General features: G+C 72.5%; 15 protein-coding genes. 7 read left to right on the forward strand and 8 right to left on the reverse strand.

The features are described 5' to 3' along the window. The first annotated feature begins 242 nt into the window (after positions 1-242). The 3 genes from ABT129_RS32415 (at position 243) to ABT129_RS32425 (ending at position 4,106) form a co-directional block, all read left to right on the forward strand. Entirely contained in the window at positions 243-1,157 is a 915-nt protein-coding gene (locus tag ABT129_RS32415) for a cobalamin-binding protein (protein ID WP_351908760.1), read from the forward strand. Between the two features lie 173 nt (positions 1,158-1,330). Then, a complete protein-coding gene (locus ABT129_RS32420; protein WP_351908762.1) occupies positions 1,331-1,603 on the forward strand; it encodes a hypothetical protein in 273 nt (90 codons plus the stop codon). 151 nt (positions 1,604-1,754) lie between these two features. Further along, positions 1,755-4,106: an ATP-binding cassette domain-containing protein gene (locus ABT129_RS32425; RefSeq protein ID WP_351908764.1), complete on the forward strand. Its 2,352-nt coding sequence runs from the start codon at positions 1,755-1,757 to the stop codon at positions 4,104-4,106. A gap of 144 nt (positions 4,107-4,250) precedes the next feature. Here the strand turns inward: ABT129_RS32425 and melC2 are convergent, their stop codons facing one another. The 5 genes from melC2 to ABT129_RS32450 form a co-directional block, all read right to left on the reverse strand. Further along, positions 4,251-5,078, reverse strand: coding sequence for a tyrosinase MelC2 (melC2, locus tag ABT129_RS32430; RefSeq protein ID WP_351908766.1), 828 nt, complete (start codon positions 5,076-5,078; stop codon positions 4,251-4,253). A gap of 22 nt (positions 5,079-5,100) precedes the next feature. Next, positions 5,101-5,493 (reverse strand): apotyrosinase chaperone MelC1, encoded by a 393-nt coding sequence (gene melC1, locus ABT129_RS32435; RefSeq protein WP_351908768.1) that lies wholly within the window; start codon positions 5,491-5,493, stop codon positions 5,101-5,103. A 292-nt stretch (positions 5,494-5,785) separates the two neighbouring features. Continuing rightward, complete coding sequence (locus ABT129_RS32440; RefSeq protein ID WP_351908770.1) at positions 5,786-6,535, reverse strand: succinate dehydrogenase/fumarate reductase iron-sulfur subunit; 750 nt, start codon at positions 6,533-6,535, stop codon at positions 5,786-5,788. After that, the gene (locus ABT129_RS32445; protein WP_351908772.1) at positions 6,532-8,487 is read right to left on the reverse strand and encodes a fumarate reductase/succinate dehydrogenase flavoprotein subunit; all 1,956 of its coding nucleotides are present in this window, start codon (positions 8,485-8,487) and stop codon (positions 6,532-6,534) included. The genes ABT129_RS32440 and ABT129_RS32445 overlap by 4 nt, the downstream gene beginning before the upstream one ends. A 2-nt stretch (positions 8,488-8,489) precedes the next feature. Beyond that, positions 8,490-9,116 (reverse strand): succinate dehydrogenase, encoded by a 627-nt coding sequence (locus ABT129_RS32450; protein WP_351908794.1) that lies wholly within the window; start codon positions 9,114-9,116, stop codon positions 8,490-8,492. Between the two features lie 195 nt (positions 9,117-9,311). Here ABT129_RS32450 and ABT129_RS32455 point away from each other — a divergent pair, with 195 nt between their 5' ends. Further along, complete coding sequence (locus ABT129_RS32455) at positions 9,312-10,223, forward strand: LysR family transcriptional regulator (RefSeq protein WP_351908774.1); 912 nt, start codon at positions 9,312-9,314, stop codon at positions 10,221-10,223. An 86-nt stretch (positions 10,224-10,309) separates the two neighbouring features. Further along, positions 10,310-12,496, forward strand: a complete 2,187-nt coding sequence (locus ABT129_RS32460) for a TerD family protein (protein WP_351908776.1) — start codon at positions 10,310-10,312, stop codon at positions 12,494-12,496. 145 nt (positions 12,497-12,641) lie between these two features. Here the strand turns inward: ABT129_RS32460 and ABT129_RS32465 are convergent, their stop codons facing one another. From ABT129_RS32465 to ABT129_RS32475, 3 genes are all read right to left on the reverse strand, one after another. After that, entirely contained in the window at positions 12,642-14,807 is a 2,166-nt protein-coding gene (locus ABT129_RS32465; protein ID WP_351908778.1) for a putative bifunctional diguanylate cyclase/phosphodiesterase, read from the reverse strand. Next, positions 14,804-15,616, reverse strand: coding sequence for an SAM-dependent methyltransferase (locus tag ABT129_RS32470; protein ID WP_351908780.1), 813 nt, complete (start codon positions 15,614-15,616; stop codon positions 14,804-14,806). Before ABT129_RS32470 ends, ABT129_RS32465 begins: the two co-directional genes overlap by 4 nt. A gap of 639 nt (positions 15,617-16,255) precedes the next feature. After that, entirely contained in the window at positions 16,256-16,594 is a 339-nt protein-coding gene (locus ABT129_RS32475; protein ID WP_351908782.1) for a hypothetical protein, read from the reverse strand. 181 nt (positions 16,595-16,775) lie between these two features. Between ABT129_RS32475 and ABT129_RS32480 the strand changes: the two genes are divergently transcribed. Together ABT129_RS32480 and ABT129_RS32485 are read left to right on the forward strand one after the other, a co-directional pair. Next, positions 16,776-17,540, forward strand: coding sequence for a bestrophin-like domain (locus ABT129_RS32480; protein WP_351908784.1), 765 nt, complete (start codon positions 16,776-16,778; stop codon positions 17,538-17,540). 168 nt (positions 17,541-17,708) lie between these two features. Further along, on the forward strand, positions 17,709-18,269 hold the full coding sequence (locus ABT129_RS32485; RefSeq protein ID WP_351908786.1) for a hypothetical protein: 561 nt from the start codon (positions 17,709-17,711) through the stop codon (positions 18,267-18,269). Positions 18,270-18,357 lie beyond the last annotated feature (88 nt).

Raw genomic sequence — 18,357 nt, forward strand, 5'->3', positions numbered from 1 at the left:
GGGGACATGTGGCGGAATTCGTAGGCCAGTACATAGCGATGCCTCGTCCGCGCCCGTGGGACCGGCCGACCCGGCGCCCGCGCCCGCCGCGCACGCCGTCGATCACGGCAGGGGAACCCCGGGATTCCGCCCGGACACCAACGGCGTCACGGTGATCATCGGCCTCCAGGAGCTCGGCGGCGGCACGGTCGTCCGCTGCGCCCCCCGGCGACCAGGCCGAGGCCGGCGCCTAGGCTCGAGCCATGCGCATCGTTTCTCTGCTGCCCGCCGCGACCGACATCGTGGCCGAGCTGGGTCTGTCCGCCGATCTGGTGGGAAGGACCCACGAGTGCGACTGGCCGCCACGGGACGTGGCCGGGGTGCCGGTGGTGACCTCGGCCGAGTTCTCCTCGGACAGCCTGACCAGCCGGGAGATCTCCGCCGCTGTCGGCGGCGCCGCACACAGCGGCTCGTCCCTCTATACCCTGGACATCGAAGCTCTCGGGGCTCTCGCGCCCGATGTCGTCCTCACCCAGGACCTCTGCGACGTGTGCGCGGTCTCGTACGAGGGAGTGTCCCGTGCGGTGCGCGTCCTCGACAGCGGGCCCCGGATCCTCAGCCTGGAGCCCCGCACCCTCGACGACGTGCTGGACTGCCTGGTCACGGTGGGCGAGCTGCTCGGTGTACGGGAACGAGCCGAACAGCGGCGCGCGGAACTGCTCGCCCGACTCGGCACGGTACGACGGCTCACGGCCGGCCGGGCCCGGCCCCGGGTGGTGGCCATCGAATGGCTCGACCCGCTGTGGCCCGCCGGGCACTGGGTTCCCGAGCAGATCGACGCCGCCGGTGGCGAGCCGCTTCTCGCCTCACCGGGCGAACACACCGGTCCGATGACATGGGACGCCCTCCGCGACGCACGCCCCGACGTCCTGCTGCTCCTGCCGTGCGGCTTCCCACCCGAGCGGACTCTGCGGGAGCGCGAACTGCTGACCTCCCTGCCCGGCTGGAACGCACTCCCCGCCGTCCGCGCCGGGGACGTGTGGGTGCTCGACGGGCCCGCCTACTTCAATCGCCCCGGCCCCAGGGTCGTACGGGGGGCGGAGGTCCTGGCGCAGGTCCTGCACGGGGTCCGAGCCGGGGAAGTCGTGACCGGGACCGAGGCCTTCCCGCTGGGCTGATCACGGGACCGGCGCCGGGCCGTGCTCACGCACATCGGCACGGCCTCCATGGCCGCTCCGCGGCCTTCCCGTGCCCGAAATCCCATCGCGAGTGACCGTATGCTGATACGTCACTGCGGCGGCCGGTCAGGGCGTTGACGCACCGACCAGGCGGCGACAAACGGGGGAAGCACGTGACGAAGCCAAGGCAACTGCGCGTGAACGGGGAGCAGATGGTGCTGCTCCCCGTCGCCGAGTACGAGAAACTGCTTGCGAGCCGCCGTCAGCTGGGGGGCCAGGCGGCCCGCGTACGGACGCTGCGCGACGGGCTGTCCGAGCTCATCGACTACCTCGAAAGGCTCGACCGGCGCATCGACCTGACCGGGCTGTCTCCGGAGACGGAGGACCTCGCCGGCGACCTGCGCCGAAGGCTCGACAAGGTCCGCAGGGTCACCGGACTCGGTTGAGCGTCGACGGCCGGTACTGGCCGCCCACCCCCGCACTCCCACCTCCGACGCGCCGGCAACGCGTCCCGGGGCCTCGTGCCGCGAGGCCCGCCCGCTCCGGGCGCCTGGTGTCACCGGGCCGCCTGCGGGGACCAAAGGATAAAATCATCCCATGTCAGACAGCCCCCATGATCCGTACGTCCGTGTCCGCGGTGCCCGCGAGCACAACCTCGCCGGGGTGGACGTCGACATCCCCCGCGACGCGCTCGTCGCCTTCACCGGGGTCTCGGGCTCCGGCAAGTCGTCCCTGGCCTTCGGCACGATCTACGCGGAGGCGCAGCGGCGCTACTTCGAGTCGGTGGCCCCGTACGCGCGACGGCTGATCCACCAGGTGGGGGCGCCCGCGGTCGGCGAGATCACGGGGCTGCCGCCGGCCGTCTCCCTTGAGCAGCGCCGGTCCTCCCCGAACGCCCGGTCCTCCGTCGGTACGGTGACGACCCTCTCCAACTCCCTGCGGATGCTGTTCTCGCGGGCGGGGCGGTACCCGGAGGGTGCCGAGCGGCTCGACTCCGACTCCTTCTCCCCCAACACGGCGGCCGGCGCCTGCCCGTCCTGCCACGGCCTGGGAAGGGTCCACGAGACCAGCGAGGAACTCCTCGTCCCCGATCCGGAGCTGTCGATCCGTCAGCGTGCCGTGGCGGCCTGGCCGGGCGCCTGGCAGGGGAAGAACCTGCGGGACGTCCTCGACGCCCTCGGCCACGACGTCGACCGGCCCTGGCGCGAACTCGACGCGAAGGACCGGGAGTGGATCCTCTTCACGGACGAGCAGCCGGTGGTCACCGTCCATCCGGTGCGGGACGCCGATCGCATCCAACGCCCGTATCAGGGAACGTACATGAGCGCCCGGCGCTATGTCCTGCGCACCTTCTCGGACTCGAAGAGCACGTCGCTCCGCGCGAAGGCGGAGCGCTTCCTCACCAGCGCGCCGTGCCCGGTGTGCGGTGGTGGGCGGCTGCGGCCCGAGGCCCTCGCCGTGACGTTCGCCGGCCGGTCCATCGCCGACCTCGCCTCGCTGCCGCTGACGACCCTGTCCGCGCTCCTCTCCGGAGCGGCCGCCGAGGGCGGGGAGAGCGGCCGGGTCCTCACCGAGGACCTCGTCTCGCGCATCGCGACGGTGACCGAACTCGGTCTGGGCTACCTGAGCCTGGACCGCGCCACGCCCACCCTCTCCAACGGCGAACTCCAGCGGCTGCGGCTCGCCACCCAGCTCCGTTCCGGGCTCTTCGGCGTGGTGTACGTCCTCGACGAGCCCTCCGCCGGACTGCATCCGGCCGACACCGAGGCGCTGCTCGTGGTCCTCGACCGGCTCAAGGCCGCCGGGAACTCCGTCTTCGTCGTCGAGCACCACCTCGATGTCATCCGCCACGCCGACTGGCTCGTGGACGTCGGCCCGCGCGCCGGGGTGCACGGCGGGCGGGTGCTGCACAGCGGCCCGCCGCGCGAGCTGGCGGACGTCGAGGCGTCCGCGACCCGGCGGTTCCTCTTCGACCGGGCGCCCGCGCCCGCGCGGGAGGTGCGCGAACCCGCCGGCTGGCTGCGTACGGGGCCGGTCACCCGGCACAATCTGCGGGCGGTCGACGCGGCCTTCCCGGTCGGGGTGCTGACGGCCGTCACCGGCGTCTCGGGCTCGGGGAAATCGACGCTCGTCGGCGCCCTCACCGAGGAACTCTCGGGTGTGGAGCGCCTGGTGACGGTGGACCAGCGTCCGATCGGACGCACTCCGCGCTCGAACCTGGCCACCTACACGGGCCTGTTCGACGTCGTGCGCAGGCTGTTCACGGAGACCGAGGAGGCGCGGGCCCGCGGCTACAGGGCGGGGCGCTTCTCCTTCAACGTCTCGGGAGGGCGCTGCGAGACCTGCCAGGGCGAGGGTTTCGTCTCCGTCGAGCTCCTCTTCCTGCCCAGTACGTACGCGCCCTGCCCCGACTGCCACGGCGCGCGCTACAACCCGGAGACCCTCCAGGTGCGGCTGCGCGGTCTGACGATCGCCGAGGTCCTCGATCTGACCGTGGAGTCCGCCGCGGACTTCTTCGACGACACGCCGGCCGCCGCCCGGAGTCTGCGCACGCTGCTCGACGTGGGCCTCGGCTATCTGCGGCTCGGGCAGCCCGCCACCGAACTGTCCGGCGGCGAGGCGCAGCGCATCAAGCTCGCCTCGGAGCTCCAGCGGCCGCACCGGTCCCCCACCCTGTACGTGCTGGACGAGCCGACGACGGGTCTGCACCCGGCCGATGTCGAGGTCCTGATGCGTCAGCTCCACGGCCTGGTGGAGGCCGGGCACTCGGTGATCGTCGTCGAGCACGACATGGATGTCGTCGCCACCGCCGACTGGGTCGTCGACCTCGGCCCGGGCGGCGGCGACAAGGGGGGCCGGATCGTGGCGGCGGGGCCCCCGGACCGGGTGGCCCGGGCGGCGGACAGCCGTACCGCGCCGTATCTGGCCCGGTCCCTGGGGATCGCCTGACGGCTCGGTCCGCCGCGCGCAACCTCGCCGTGCGGGACTGCGCCGCGCGAAACCTCGCCGTGCGGGACTCCGCCGTGCGGGGCCCCGCGGGCGGTGGCGCCGGGCCGGAGGCTTCCCGCCCCCGCCCCGGCGCCGTCCGGCGGGTCAGGCCGCCGTGTCGAAGGTGTAGTGCGGCGTGTGGTCGAGCATGTCCGCCGGGGTCACGTCGTTCCACGGGCGCATGGTGTCGCCGAGGTCGACGACGTTCGCGGTGCCCGCGGCCGGCAGGTAGGTCGACCGGGGGTGGCGGGCCTGCCAGTCGGCCCACAGCTTGTCGATGAAGGCGTGGTGCAGCCAGAACACCGGGTCGTTGGGGGAGACTCCGGTGCCCATCTGGCCGCCGACCCAGACGTGGACGCGGTTGTGGAGGTTGACTCCGCGCCAGCCCTCCAGGTGGTTGCGGAAGCCGTCCGAGGAGCTGTTCCAGGGGGCGGTGTCGTACGTCTCCATGGCGAGGACCGAGTCCACCTCGGCGCGGGTGGGGAGCTGGCGGCCGCCCGCCCCGAGGTCGCGGCGGAGGTAGTCGCGCCCGTCGACGCGGACGGTGATGGTCCAGCGGCTGCCGACGCGGGCGAACGGGCCGTCGAGCACCTGGCCGTCGCGGGCGCGGCCGGTGCCGCCGAGGAAGTCGGGGGCCCAGAGCGAGGAGCGGGAGGTGCGGTCGGCCGTCCAGTCCCAGTAGGGGAGGTTGACGGTCGGGTCGACGGACTGGAGCGCCTGCTCGAACTCTATGAGGAAGCGGCGGTGCCAGGGCAGGAAGGACGGCGAACGGTGGCCGACGCGGTCGCCGTTGTCGGTGTCGCTCATGATGAAGGCGTTGTGGGTGGTGACGAAGGTGTCGTACCGCCCGGAGCGCTTGAGCTCCAGGAGGGCGTTGACGAAGCGCCGCTTCTCGTCGGCGGTGAGGGTGGCCTGGTTCTTGCGTACGGTCATGGTGGCGCGGCTCCTGGAACGATCAGCTGAGGGTGAGGGGTACGAGCGTGGCGCCCTGGAGTTCACGGACGGCCGCGCGGGCCAGCGCCTTGGGCGTGGCGACGGGCTCGTAGTGGTTGATCACGCTGATCCAGGTGCCGTCGGCGTTCTGCATGACATGCAGTTCCTCACCGTCGATCGTCACGGAGTAGCCGCCTCCGTGGTGTCCCCCGTGGTGGCCGCCGCCGTGCGAGGGCCCGCCCTGGATGCGGCGGCCCTGGTAGACCTCGTTGAAGGAGGCCGGGGCCGGGCCGGCCGCCGGAGCGGCGGGGCGGGTGGCGTCGGCGACGGCGTTGCCGGCCAGGGCGAGGCCCGCGGCGGCGCCTGCTGCGCCGGCCGCGACGCCGAGTGCCCGGCGGCGGGTGATGCTGGACATGGAACCCCCAAGTGGTCTGTGCGACCGGGGGTTTGGTCATATGCCCCCGGCAGCCGTCATCAGTACCCGGGGGTGTCGGCGCGGCGGAAATCGCCAGGGGCCGGTTGGCTGTGAAGTGGACAACTTGTCATGAAATGTACAGAGTTGAACAGAGTTGATCTTGCTGTCCGATCGGCCGGGGGCGCCCCGCAGCGAAGATCTTACGGAGAAAGTGATCATTTCGTGAACGATCTTTCGCTACGGGGCGTGCGGTGTGGCGGAGCCCACGCCCCGAGACTGTCCTGATCCGGACTCAGCCGCGGCCCCCCTTGCGCTGCGCCCGCAGCCACTCCCGGTTCATCGCCGCGATCGACGGCAGCGGGATCCCCTTCGGGCAGGCCGTCGCGCACTCCCCCGTGAGCGTGCAGCCGCCGAAGCCCTCCGCGTCCATCTGGGCGACCATGTCGAGGACGCGGGTCTCGCGTTCGGGGGAACCCTGGGGCAGGACGTTCAGGTGGTTGATCTTGGCGGAGGTGAAGAGCATCGCCGAGCCGTTGGGGCAGGCCGCCACGCACGCGCCGCAGCCGATGCACTCCGCGTGCTCGAAGGCGGAGTCCGCGTCGGCCTTGGGGACGGGGGTCGCGTGGGCCTCGGGGGCCGCGCCGGTCGGCGCGGTGATGTAGCCGCCGGCCTGGATGACGCGGTCGAAGGCGGAGCGGTCGACCACCAGGTCCTTGACGACGGGGAAGGCGGAGGCGCGCCACGGCTCGACGTCGATGGTGTCGCCGTCGTCGAACGACCTCATGTGGAGCTGGCAGGTGGTGGTGCGCTCGGGCCCGTGGGCGTCGCCGTTGATGACGAGGCTGCACGCGCCGCAGATGCCTTCGCGGCAGTCGTGGTCGAAGGCGACGGGGTCCTCACCGCGCAGGATGAGGTCCTCGTTGAGGGTGTCGAGCATCTCCAGGAACGACATGTCGGCGGAGATGCCGTCGACGTCGTAGCTGGACATGGCGCCGGGGGTGTCGGCGTCGCGCTGGCGCCAGACGCGCAGGGTGAGCCTCATGCGTAGCTCCGCTGGGTGGGGTGGACGTGTTCGAAGGTGAGGTCCTCCTTGTGGAGGACGGGGGCCTCGCCGGTGCCGCCGAACTCCCAGGCCGCCGCGTAGGCGAACTCCTCGTCGCGGCGGGCGGCCTCGCCGTCGGGGGTCTGGGACTCCTCGCGGAAGTGGCCGCCGCAGGACTCGGCGCGGTGGAGCGCGTCGAGGCACATGAGTTCGGCGAGTTCCAGGTAGTCGACGATCCGGTTGGCCTTCTCCAGGGACTGGTTGAACTCGGCGCCCGTGCCCGGGACCTTGATCCGGCTCCAGAACTCCGCGCGGATCTCGGGGATCCGCGCGAGGGCGGTGCGCAGCCCGGCTTCGGTGCGGGCCATCCCGCAGTGCTCCCACATGAGTTCGCCGAGTTCGCGGTGGAAGGAGTCGGGGGTGCGGTCGCCGTCGACGGCGAGCAGCAGGTTGAGCCGGTCCTCGGTCTCGGCGAGCACCTCCCGTACCGCCGGGTGCTCGTCGGTCACGGGTTCGGTGTGGGGATGGCGGGCCAGGTAGTCGTTGATCGTGGCGGGGAGGACGAAGTAGCCGTCGGCGAGGCCCTGCATGAGGGCGGAGGCGCCGAGCCGGTTGGCCCCGTGGTCGGAGAAGTTGGCCTCGCCGATGGCGAAGAGGCCGGGGACGGTGGTCTGGAGGTCGTAGTCGACCCAGAGTCCGCCCATCGTGTAGTGGACGGCGGGGTAGATCCGCATGGGGACCTCGTACGGGTTCTCGGCGGTGATCCGCTCGTACATGTCGAAGAGGTTGCCGTACCTCTCCTCGACCGCCTTGCGCCCCATCCGCCGGATCGCGTCGGCGAAGTCGAGGTAGACGCCCTGGCCGCCCGGTCCGACGCCGCGGCCCTCGTCGCAGACGTTCTTCGCGGCGCGCGAGGCGATGTCCCGGGGGACGAGGTTGCCGAAGGAGGGGTAGATCCGCTCCAGGTAGTAGTCGCGCTCGTCCTCCGGGATGGCTGACGCGGGCCTGTTGTCGCCCTTGGCCTTCGGGACCCAGATGCGGCCGTCGTTGCGCAGCGACTCGCTCATCAGGGTCAGCTTGGACTGGTGGTCGCCGGTGCGCGGGATGCAGGTGGGATGGATCTGGGTGAAGCAGGGGTTGGCGAAGTACGCGCCGCGCCGGTGGGCCCGCCAGACGGCGGTGGCGTTGGAGTTCATCGCGTTGGTGGAGAGGTAGAAGACGTTGCCGTAGCCGCCGCTGGCGAGGACCACCGCGTCCGCGTAGTGGGTGGAGATCTCGCCGGTGATCAGGTCGCGGGCCACGATGCCCCGGGCCCGGCCGTCGACGACCACGAGGTCGAGCATCTCGGTGCGGGCGTGCATCTCGACGTTCCCGCCGGCGATCTGCCGGGACAGCGCCTGGTAGGCGCCGAGGAGGAGCTGCTGGCCGGTCTGGCCCCGGGCGTAGAAGGTGCGGGAGACCTGGACGCCGCCGAAGGACCGGGTGTCGAGGAGTCCGCCGTACTCGCGGGCGAAGGGGACGCCCTGGGCGACGCACTGGTCGATGATCTCGACGGAGATCTGGGCGAGGCGGTGGACGTTGGACTCGCGGGCGCGGAAGTCGCCGCCCTTGACGGTGTCGTAGAAGAGGCGGTGGATCGAGTCGCCGTCGTTGCGGTAGTTCTTGGCGGCGTTGATGCCGCCCTGGGCGGCGATGGAGTGGGCGCGGCGCGGGGAGTCCTGGAAGCAGAACTGGACGACGTGGTAGCCCTGTTCGGCGAGGGTGGCGCCGGCCGAGCCGCCTGCCAGGCCGGTGCCGACGACGATGATCCGGTGCTTGCGGCGGTTGGCGGGGTTGACCAGCTTCGCCTCGAAGCGGCGGGTGTCCCAGCGTTCGGCGACGGGTCCGGCGGGGGCCTTGGTGTCGGCGAGCGGGGCGCCGGTGGCGTACTCCGCGAATTCGGTGGAGGTCATGGTCAGCTCACCACTCCGGTCATGACGGCGACGGGGACGGAGACGAAGCCCGCGGTCAGGACGAGCGCGAGGGTGTTGGCGAGGCCCCGCAGGAGGCGCTCGCGGCGGGCGCTGCCGACGCCGAGGGTCTGGGCGGCGCTCCAGAAGCCGTGGCGGACGTGGAGTCCGACGGCGAGCATGGCGACGATGTAGATCACGTTGCCGTACCAGGTGGAGAAGGTGTCGACCACGTTCTGGTAGGGCTTGCCCTCCTCGAAGCCGCCGGGGTGCACGGTGCCGGTGGTCAGGTCGAGGATGTGCCAGACGATGAAGAGGGCGAGGATGATCCCGCCCCAGCGCATGGTGCGGGTGGCGTAGGAGGCGCGCCGGCGGCGGTGGGCGTAGGCCACGGGGCGGGCCTTCACGTCACGGCGGCTGAGCTGGTACGCGCAGACGGCGTGGGCGACCACGGCGGCCAGGAGCACGACGCGGACGATCCAGAGCGCCCACGCGTAGTGGAGGACGGGAGCGCCCATGACCCGCAGCCAGTGGCCGTAGGCGTTGAACTCCTCGGGGCCGAAGAAGACCTTGAGGTTGCCGGCGACGTGGGCGACGAGATAGCCGAGCATGAGCAGCCCGCTGACGGCCATGACCGTCTTCTTGCCGAGGGTCGATGACAGGAATCCGCGTGACGGTGTGGGGGACGGCGGGCGGCCCGTCGTCCGGTCCCTCGTGGGTGCCAGAGCCATGTTCACGACGGTAGGGCCGAAGGCCCCGAGAGGTCCAAGACATGGTCCGGCTGATCTCGATAGGTGCAGCCTATTCATGTGCCCTACCCTGGGGCCATGCAGTTCCAGCAGCTCCTCTACTTCGTCGCCGTGGCCGAGACCCGTCACTTCACCCGGGCCGCGGAGCGCGTCCACGTCTCGCAGCCCTCGCTCTCCCAGCAGATCAAGGCCCTGGAGCAGGAACTGGGCGCCGAGCTGTTCAGCCGCGCCCGGGGCAACATCACGCTGACCGACGCGGGCGAGGCGCTGCTCCCGCTCGCCCGGCGGATCCTCGCCGACACCGAGACGGCCCGCATCGAGGTGCAGGAGCTGGCCCAGCTCAAGCGGGGCCGGGTGCGGCTCGGCGCGACCCCGAGCCTGTGCACGGGGCTGCTGCCGGACGTCCTGCGGGCCTTCCACGACCTGCACCCGGGGATCGAGCTCCTCATCGAGGAGGGCGGCTCGCACGATCTCGTACGGGAGCTGGCGCGCGGGGCCCTCGACCTGGCGCTCGTGGTGCTACCGCTGCCGACCCCGTCACCGGCCCTGACGACGGTCGAGCTGCTCCGCGAGGACCTGGTGGTGGTCTCCGCCGCCTCGGCCCCGGCGCCCCGCCGTCCGGTGCGGATCACGGACCTGCGCGACCAGCCCCTCGTGATGTTCCGGCACGGCTACGACCTGCGGGAACTGACCGTGGCGGCCTGCCGGGCGGAGGGCTTCGAGCCCACGTTCACGGTCGAGGGCGGCGAGCTGGACGCGGTCCTCGGCTTCGTACGGGCCGGGCTCGGGCTCGCGGTCGTCCCCGCGATGGTGGCGGCGCGCGCGGGCAGGGACCTCCGGGTGACCGCCCTCGGCCGGCCGGGGCTGCGCCGGACCATCGCACTGGCCCACCGCAGCGACGTGGCTCCCCCGCGCGCCGCGCGGGAACTCCAGCGGATGCTGCTGGCCTCGCGGCGGGGCGGACCGCAGCGGGCCGCGGACATCGGCTGAGGCGGTCGTCGCCGCCCCCGCCGCCTCCGGCCGGACCCCGGTATATCCGCGTGCGACGGACCGTCGGCGACTGCGAGCATGCCCCCATGGTCCACGCGCTCGAACACCTGGTCGTCCGGCACACCCACCGTCTCCCCCTTCCCGCCGGCCCCGCCGGCGACGGGAGCGCCGCCGCGCGCCGGTTCGACGCGGCCCTGATGACGGCCGGGTTCAAGCTGTCGGCCGAACTGACCGCGCGCCTCTCGGCCCTCGCCGAGCCGGTGGTCGTGGAGACCGCCGTCCGCACCCTGGCCTCGGTCCGCGAGCTCGTCGGCGACCACGTCCGGCACAACGTCTACTTCGTCGACTTCCCGGACAACGTGCCGGACACGCTCGACTTCTGGACGGAGTGCTTCGCCCGGGCGGTCGACGGACGCGACGCCCGCGCCGGTCTGCTCCGGCGGCTGCGCACGGGCCTTCTCGACCTGCTGAGCCTCCCCTCGTACGGCCGATACCCGCACACCTACGAGGAGATGATCGCCGGGCACGACGAGCTGATCGCGGCGGCCGGTGACCGGCTGACCGTGCTCCACCCCGGCGGCGACGCCGAGGAGGAGGTCGCTGCGCTCTACCGGGCCCTGGCCGGCAGCACGACCCCGCTGGGCGAGGAGCACCTGGAGGATCTGGCGCTCCTCGCCGGGCACCACGCGCACGGAGCCGAGCCCGAGGACATCCCGGTCCGCGAGAACCGCGCCGTGGTCAACCGGGGCCGGCTCGGCGCGGGCGCGGCCCCGCTCATGGACACCGTCACCGACGTCCTGCGGCTCGCCTGCGCGCTCGTGGACGGCGATGTCACCCTGCGCGGGTCCACCCGGTTCCGCGCGCTGTCCCGCCCGCACCGCCGGGCCCTGCTCGCGGGCCTCGACGCGCTCGTCGCCGCCTCCCCGGGCAGGCTCGCGGACGTCTCCGCGCACGGGGAGTCGTGGAAGCGGCTCGGGGAGCGGCTGCACCCTCACGAGTACCCGCACTGGCCGCACGCGGCCGAGGTGTTCGCCGTGGCCAGGGGCGAGCGGAAGGCGCCGTCCCTCGACGGCCGCGTGGAGGAACTCCTCGTACGGGGTGACGTCACCGGCGCGGCGGACCTGCTGGCCTCGCACGCCCCGGGCCGGCTCTTCCGCGCCGTGGACCGGTTCCTGCGCACCGCGAAGGAGGGCGCGGAGCGGGAGGCGGTCCTCGCCGCCGTGGAGCGGGCCGCGCCGGAGGTGTCGGGCCGGGTGGTCCTGTCACTGCGCGAGCACGTCCACAACCGGGCGGGCCTGCCGGGGGCGGACACTCCCCGGCGCCGGGTCTTCGTGAACCGCGAGGGCCGGGCCTGGGTCGGCCCCGACACGCGTCCGCCGCTTCCGGACGACGTCCGCGAGCGGCTCGTGGCCGTGCTCGACGCGGAGACCCGGCGTCGGCTGCCGGACCCGGGATCGCTGCTGATCGATCCTCGGATTCTTGCGGTGGCACTGCCGTTGAGCGGGCGGGCGGCCTCGTCGGGCCTCGGTGTACTGCCGCGCGGATCGGTCTCGCCGGTCGACGGCGAGCTGCTGCGGTTCTTCACGTACTGGAGGGAGGAGCGGCACACCACGGACCACGACCTGTCGGCCCTCGTCCTGGACGGGGAGTACGCGACCGTCACCTGGCTGTCGTACACGGCGCTCTCCGACGTCGAGGGCGTGCACTCGGGCGACATCACCGAAGCGCCCGACGGGGCGTCGGAGTTCATCGATCTGCGGCTGGGCGCGGTGCGCGGCACGTTCGTCGTGCCACAGGTGCACGTCTACGCGGGCGAGGGCTTCGACGAGGCGGCCGAGTGCTTCTTCGGCTTCATGCTGCGCGAGGCGGCGCAGGAGGGGCGTCCGTTCGAGCCGCGGACGGTGCGGACGAAGTCGGATCTGCGCGGCCCCGGCCGGGTGGCGCTGCCGCTGGCGTTCCGCCGTGACGAGAAGGGCCGCTGGCACGCGCACTGGCTCCACCTCTATCTGCGGGGGAAGCCGTCGGCCAACCAGGTCGAGGAGCACCGGGTGTCGATCGCGGTCCTGCTGCGGGGCCTGCTCGGGCGGGAGTCGCTGACGGTCGGTCATCTGGTGTCGCTGATGGAGGAGTCCGGTGCCCGGGTGACGCTGTGGGACGGCCGTTCGGTCCCGGAGGCGCCGGTCATGTACCTCGGCATGGAGCGTCCCGAGGGACTGCCCACGGGCTCACGGGTGATCACCCCGGAAAACCTGCGCGACCTGCTGCCCGCCTGAGTGTTACGGTCGTTCCGGGGCGAGGCCATGGAGAGGCTTCCTTCTCAGAAATCTCTGCCGATATAGCCTCTCCGCTTTCCTCCCCCGTCTCTCTTCCCGGCCTCCCCGCTTCGTGCGGGGAGGCCGGTTGCGTGGGGTCCGGGAGTCAGACCGCGTCCGCCAGCAGCAGCGAGTGGATGCGGTCCGGGGCGCCGGGGCGGGCGTAGTACCAGCCCTGGGCCGTGTCGCAGCCGAGTTCGCGGAGCTGGCGGGCCTGGGTGCCGGTCTCCACGCCCTCGACGGTGACGGCGAGTTCCAGGCTGTGCGCCAGGGAGACGATCCCCTCGACGATCTTGAGGTCGACCGGGTCGACCGGGTGCTGCTGCATGCCCCGGGTGAAGGAGCGGTCGAGCTTGAGGACGCTCACCGGCAGGCGGCGCAGGTTGGCCAGGTTCGAGTAGCCGGTGCCGAAGTCGTCGAGCGCGATGTCCACGCCCATCTCGGCGAGCTGCCGCAGCGGCTTGAGCAGGTCCTCGTCGGCGCCGATGAGCGCCGACTCGGTCACTTCCAGGCAGAGGGCGCCCGGGTCGAGCCCCGACCGTTCCAGGACGTCGACGGTGTCGGCGACCAGGCGGGGGTGGTGGAGCTGGGTCGGGGAGAGGTTGACGTTGATCCGCAGCGGCCCGCCGTCGGCGTGCCGGGTCTGCCAGAAGCGGGCCTGGCGCACGGCCTCCTGCAGCACCCAGCGGCCGAGCGGCACGATGAGGCCGGTGTCCTCGGCGAGCGGGATGAAGCGGTCGGGGCCGAGCACGCCGTGCTGCGGGTGGCACCAGCGGACGAGCGCCTCCGCCCCGTGCACGCTGCCGTCGTCGAGGTGCACGAGCGGCTGGTACTCGATGAAGAACTCGCCGCGTTCCAGGGCGGTCGGCAGGGCCGTGGTGAGGCCGTGCCGGGTGATGGCGCGGGCGTCGGCCTCCGGGTCCGCGAGCTCGAAACGGTTGCCTCCGGCGGACTTGGCCCGGTACATGGTGATGTCGGCGCTCCGCAGCACCTCGGCCGGGGTCCGCTCGCCGGCCGGTCCCTCGACCACGCCGAGGCTGCCGCGGACGGTCAGTTCGCGGCCGTCGATGCTGAGGGGGGTGGCGAGGGCCGCGAGGATGCGGTCGGCGAGTTCGGTGACGTCGCGTTCGCCGCCGGAGGCGGTGGTGAGGGCGACGAACTCGTCGCCGCCGAGCCGGGCCACCATCTCGCCCGCGCCGGTGACGCAGCTCTGCAGCCGGTCGGCGACCTCGACGAGCAGCCGGTCGCCGGTGGAGTGGCCGAGGCTGTCGTTGATGACCTTGAAGCCGTCGAGGTCCAGGTAGCAGAGGCCGAAGCGGGCGTTGTCGCCGGGCGCGAGGGCCTTCTCCAGGCGCTCGAAGAACAGGGTCCGGTTGGGCAGCCCCGTCAGCGCGTCGTGGGTGGCCTCGTACCGCAGGCGCAGGTGGAGCAGGCGCCGCTCGGTGGTGTCCTCCATGAGGGCCAGCTGGTACTGCGGGTTGCCGTCGGCGTCGCGGAGGAGGGAGACGGTGAGGTTGGTCCAGAGAACCGTTCCGTCGCCGCGGTAGTACGGCTTCTCGACACGGTAGTGCTCGCGGTCGCCGCGGACGAGCTCCTCGTACAGCTTCCAGACGTGCGGGCCGTCCTCCGGGTGGACCCACTCGCTGACCTTCCGGCTGCGGAGCGGGCTCTCCATGCCGCCGAACATACGGGTGAGGGTCTCGTTGACCTCCAGGACGTTGCCGTCGAGGTCGGCGATGCCGATCCCTATCGCCGCACCGTCGAAGACCGCGCGGAAGCGGCTCTCGGTGGCGTGCAGGGCGATCTCGGCGGCGCTGCGGGCGGAGAGCGCGGAGCGGGCGATGGCCTCCTGCTCGGCGCGGGTCCGCTCGCGCAGGGCCTGGGCGTAGCCGGTGGCCATGGCGTGCTGGAGGCGGGCGCAGCGGGCGCGGAGCTCCTCGGCCGGCAGGTCCGAGTCCATGCCGCAGTAGAGCACCAGGTAGGAGTCGACGACGCCGAGGCTGCGGCCGAGTGCGTCCGGGTCGGTGCAGTGGGCGGCGACGAGGGCCGCTCCGGCGCCCTGGGCCGGGGCCGTGTCGAAGGGCCGGGCGTGCAGGGCGTCGCACAGAGTGCGGGCCAGCGGCAGCAGATGCCCCTCGAACTCGGCGCGGGTCAGCGAGGTGGCGGTCACCGGGAAGATCGCGCGGCTCCAGATGGTGACGAACCGCCGGAGTCTGTCCTCGGGCCCGTCGGCTTCGGCAACCGTGCCGGACGGCTGCGACGGGACCTTCACGCCTTGCGCCCCACCCCTGCGAAACCGGAGAAGGCGTAGGGATCCTCCTCCTCGACCGGACTGTCCGGTCGCCAGTGCGGCATCGCGACGAGGCCGGGCTCGACCAGGTCGGTGCCGGCGAAGAAGCGGGTGATCTCGCCGCTGGTCCGCATCACCAGGGGGCTGCGGATGTTCCGGTAGACGCCGACGGTGCCGCCCGCCTCCTCCTCGGAGAGCGGGATGCCCTCGTACGAGGCGTGGGTGAGGACGAGGAGGCTGCCGGGCGCGAGGGCGTCGAGCAGTTCGGTGACGGCCTCGTACGGCCGGTCCTCCTCTTCGAGGAAGTGCAGGACGGCGACGAGGAGCAGCGCCACCGGCCGGTCCAGGTCGAGGAGTCGGGACACCTCGGGGCTGCTCAGGATGTCGGCCGGCTTGCGCAGGTCGGCGGCGACGACCGCGGCGCTCCCGTCACCCTCCAGGACGGCGCGGCTGTGGGCCACGGCGACCGGGTCGTGGTCGACGTAGACGACGCGGGCGCCGGGGTCGGCGGCGCGGGCGACCTCGTGCACGTTGCCGAAGGTGGGTATGCCGGAGCCGATGTCGAGGAACTGGGTGACGTCGTTGTCAACGGCATGGCGCACGGCACGCCGCATGAAGGCACGGTTCGCCTGCATGATCTTGGGCAGGCCCGGCATGAACTCCATGGCCTTGCGCGCCGCGTCCCGGTCCACTTCGAAATTGTGCGAGCCGCCCAGATAGAAGTCGTACATACGGGACACGCTCGGCACCGAGATGTCGATACCAGGCGGAGCCCAGGCGGGACGCTCCATCAATGTCTCCAACAAGTCGCCATGGGGGATGCGGCCATGTGTTCGCGGCCGGTGTTCGAGGTGAGGCTACTGATCGCCCGCCGGGAGAGCGAGTAGAAACGGAAATTCGCGGTCCGTTCTTGGTCACACGCCTTTGGCACGTGCTCTCCGAGCGAAGAGTTCACGCCTTCAGGCTGTGCAAATTCACGTGCATATGAGTGTGCGTCGGCTCCTCGGCCGGCCGTGGTTCCACCCGGTGGGCGCCCGGGCCCCGCCCGTACCACGGTCGTTGCCGTCGGCGGAGCCTGGTCGCCGGTGCAGGATGCCCCGTTCGGCGTCACCTCGACAGGGCGACAACCGGACAGTTATCGAATCGAAGGCCGGAACGGGCCGACCCGGCCTCCTCTTCCCCATTCAAGAGGCCTGTGACAGCCGTGGATTGCGTCTCCTCGCCCTCCGAACCGACGAAACGTCAAACCGGCGCATCCGGAGATCCCCTCCATCTGGCGAATCCCACCGGATTCCGCCCCGGCGCGCCGTCTCTGTGATCAAGCTCGACTGCGTGTCTCTGTACGGATCACTCCTCGCGCGGCCGTTGGCGGCCTTCGCACTCGTCTGGCTCCTCGCCACACCCGTGCCCGCCGCCGCCGACTCCTGCGCCTACGCCACGACCGGCCCCGGCGGGTCGAACACGTCGGTGGCGGTCATCGGGCCGGGCGCCTGTTCGCCCACGCCCGCCCCGCCGTCGCCGCCACCCCCGCCACGTCCCACGAAGCCCACGAAGCCCGCGCCACCGGCGCCGCCCGTGCCGCCCCGGCCCACCCCGGCACCGCCGCCCCCACCGGTCCCGGCGCCGCCCCCGCCTCCCGTACGGACGACGCCGCCTCCCCCGGCCGGCACACCGGCACCGAGCCCGGCCCCGGCGTCCCCCGCACCGCCCGCGACACGGTCGCCGGAGCGCACCCCGGCGCCCGCGCCGCCTCCCGCGCCCGCGCCCACCGCGGGTCCGCGGCCTCCGGCGGCGGGCCCCGTCGCGCTCCCCCACTACCGCCGCACGGCACGGCCCCAGCCGAAGGGCAGCACGTCCGTCGTCACCATGACGCTGGTGATCATCGCCCCCGCGGTCCTCGCGACCGCCATCCTGCGCCCCCGCTCCCGCTGATCCCCGCCGGAGGAATCCATGTCTGAATGGCTTGTTCTCACCCTTGCGATGGCCGCCGCGTGCGCCGTCGTCCTCACCATCGTCGTCATCAACAACCGTCGGATCACCGAGGACGACGACCCGAGCGAGACCCCGGACGTCATCGAGTACATGACGATGATGATCGGCGTGATCTACGCGATCGTCCTCGGCCTGGCCATCGCCGGAGTGTGGGAGGCCCGCGGAGCGGCCCAGGAGACCGTGCGGCAGGAGGCGCAGGCGATGCACGAGATCTCGGCCCGCGTCGAGGTCTATCCGCAGGCGGTCCGCGACCGCGTCCGCGCCGACGTCGACGCGTACGTCGCCTACGTGGTCGACGAAGAGTGGGCGTACATGTCCGAGGAGGGCTCGCTGAGCGAGGAGGGCACCGCGCTCCTGGAGCGGGTGCGGCGCAGCGTCACCGACTACCGGCCCGCCGACGACTTCGAGGGGCAGGCCTACCAGCCGCTGGTGGACCAGGTCGCGGTGGCCGACGACGCCCGTGGGGCGCGGGGCCAGAACGCGGGGGCGACCATGCCGGGGGTGGTGTGGTTCGGCCTGATCCTCGGCGGCCTGGTGACCGTCGGCCTCATCTTCACGCTCCAGATCCGCAGGACCGGGAGGGAACTGCTGCTCGCCGGGCTCTTCAGCGTGCTGATCGCCTTCCTGCTGTTCCTCATCTGGGACTTCGACGCGCCCTTCGGCCGGGGCGTCTCGGCCACCGTCGCGCCGTTCACCGATCTGTTCCCGCAGGTCACACGGTGAGATGACACGGCCGAGTGGGGCCACCCGAGGGACATCGGTGCCCCATTCGCACCTCTGGGATCGCGGCTGTGGTAGTGCGCTCCTAGCGTTTCGAACATCGAGGTGTACGCACGGTCTTTCGCGGAAATCCCCTTCCGCGGCTGCCCCTCGGGACCCGGAGGATTCACCATGCGCGCGATACGTGCCGCGTCCACTGCCCTACTGGGGGCGGCCGCCCTCGCCCTGGCCGCCCCCGCCGCACTCGCGGCGGACGGTGCCCCCGCACCCAACCCGCGAGCGGCACGGGCCAAGGCACCGGGCGATTTCGTCGTGTCGCCCTCGCTCGTCGCCCCCGGCGGGCGGGTGACGCTCAGCGCCCCCGGCTGCGCCAGCACGGCGACGGCCTCGGCCGGCATCTTCGACACCGCCGTCATCGCCCCCGGCTCGGTGGCGACCGCCACCGTGGACCTGGACGCCAGGCCGGGCGCCGTCTACACGGTCGTGTTCAACTGCACGGGCGGCGTACAGGAGACCGTCACCCTCACCATCAGCGGCACGCCCACCGCCACCCCGACGATCCGCTCCACGATCACCGCGCTCCCGCGGGGTGTCCAGGGCGGCCTCGGCGGCTCGGTGGACAACGGGGTCGGGCCGGCCGAACTGGCCGCGGGCGGGGCGCTCGTCCTGGCCGCCTCGGGCGGCGTCTTCTACGTGGTGCGCCGCCGTGCCGCCGCGTCCCGCCGGCACTGACGGCCGGTGCGGCGCGGACCGGAGCGGTACGCGGTCGTCCCCGGACGCCCGTCGCCCCCCCGGCCGGGGGGGGACCCCGGGGCGCCCG

The organism is Streptomyces sp. NPDC002057, from assembly GCF_040296665.1.
Lineage (GTDB): Bacteria > Actinomycetota > Actinomycetes > Streptomycetales > Streptomycetaceae > Streptomyces.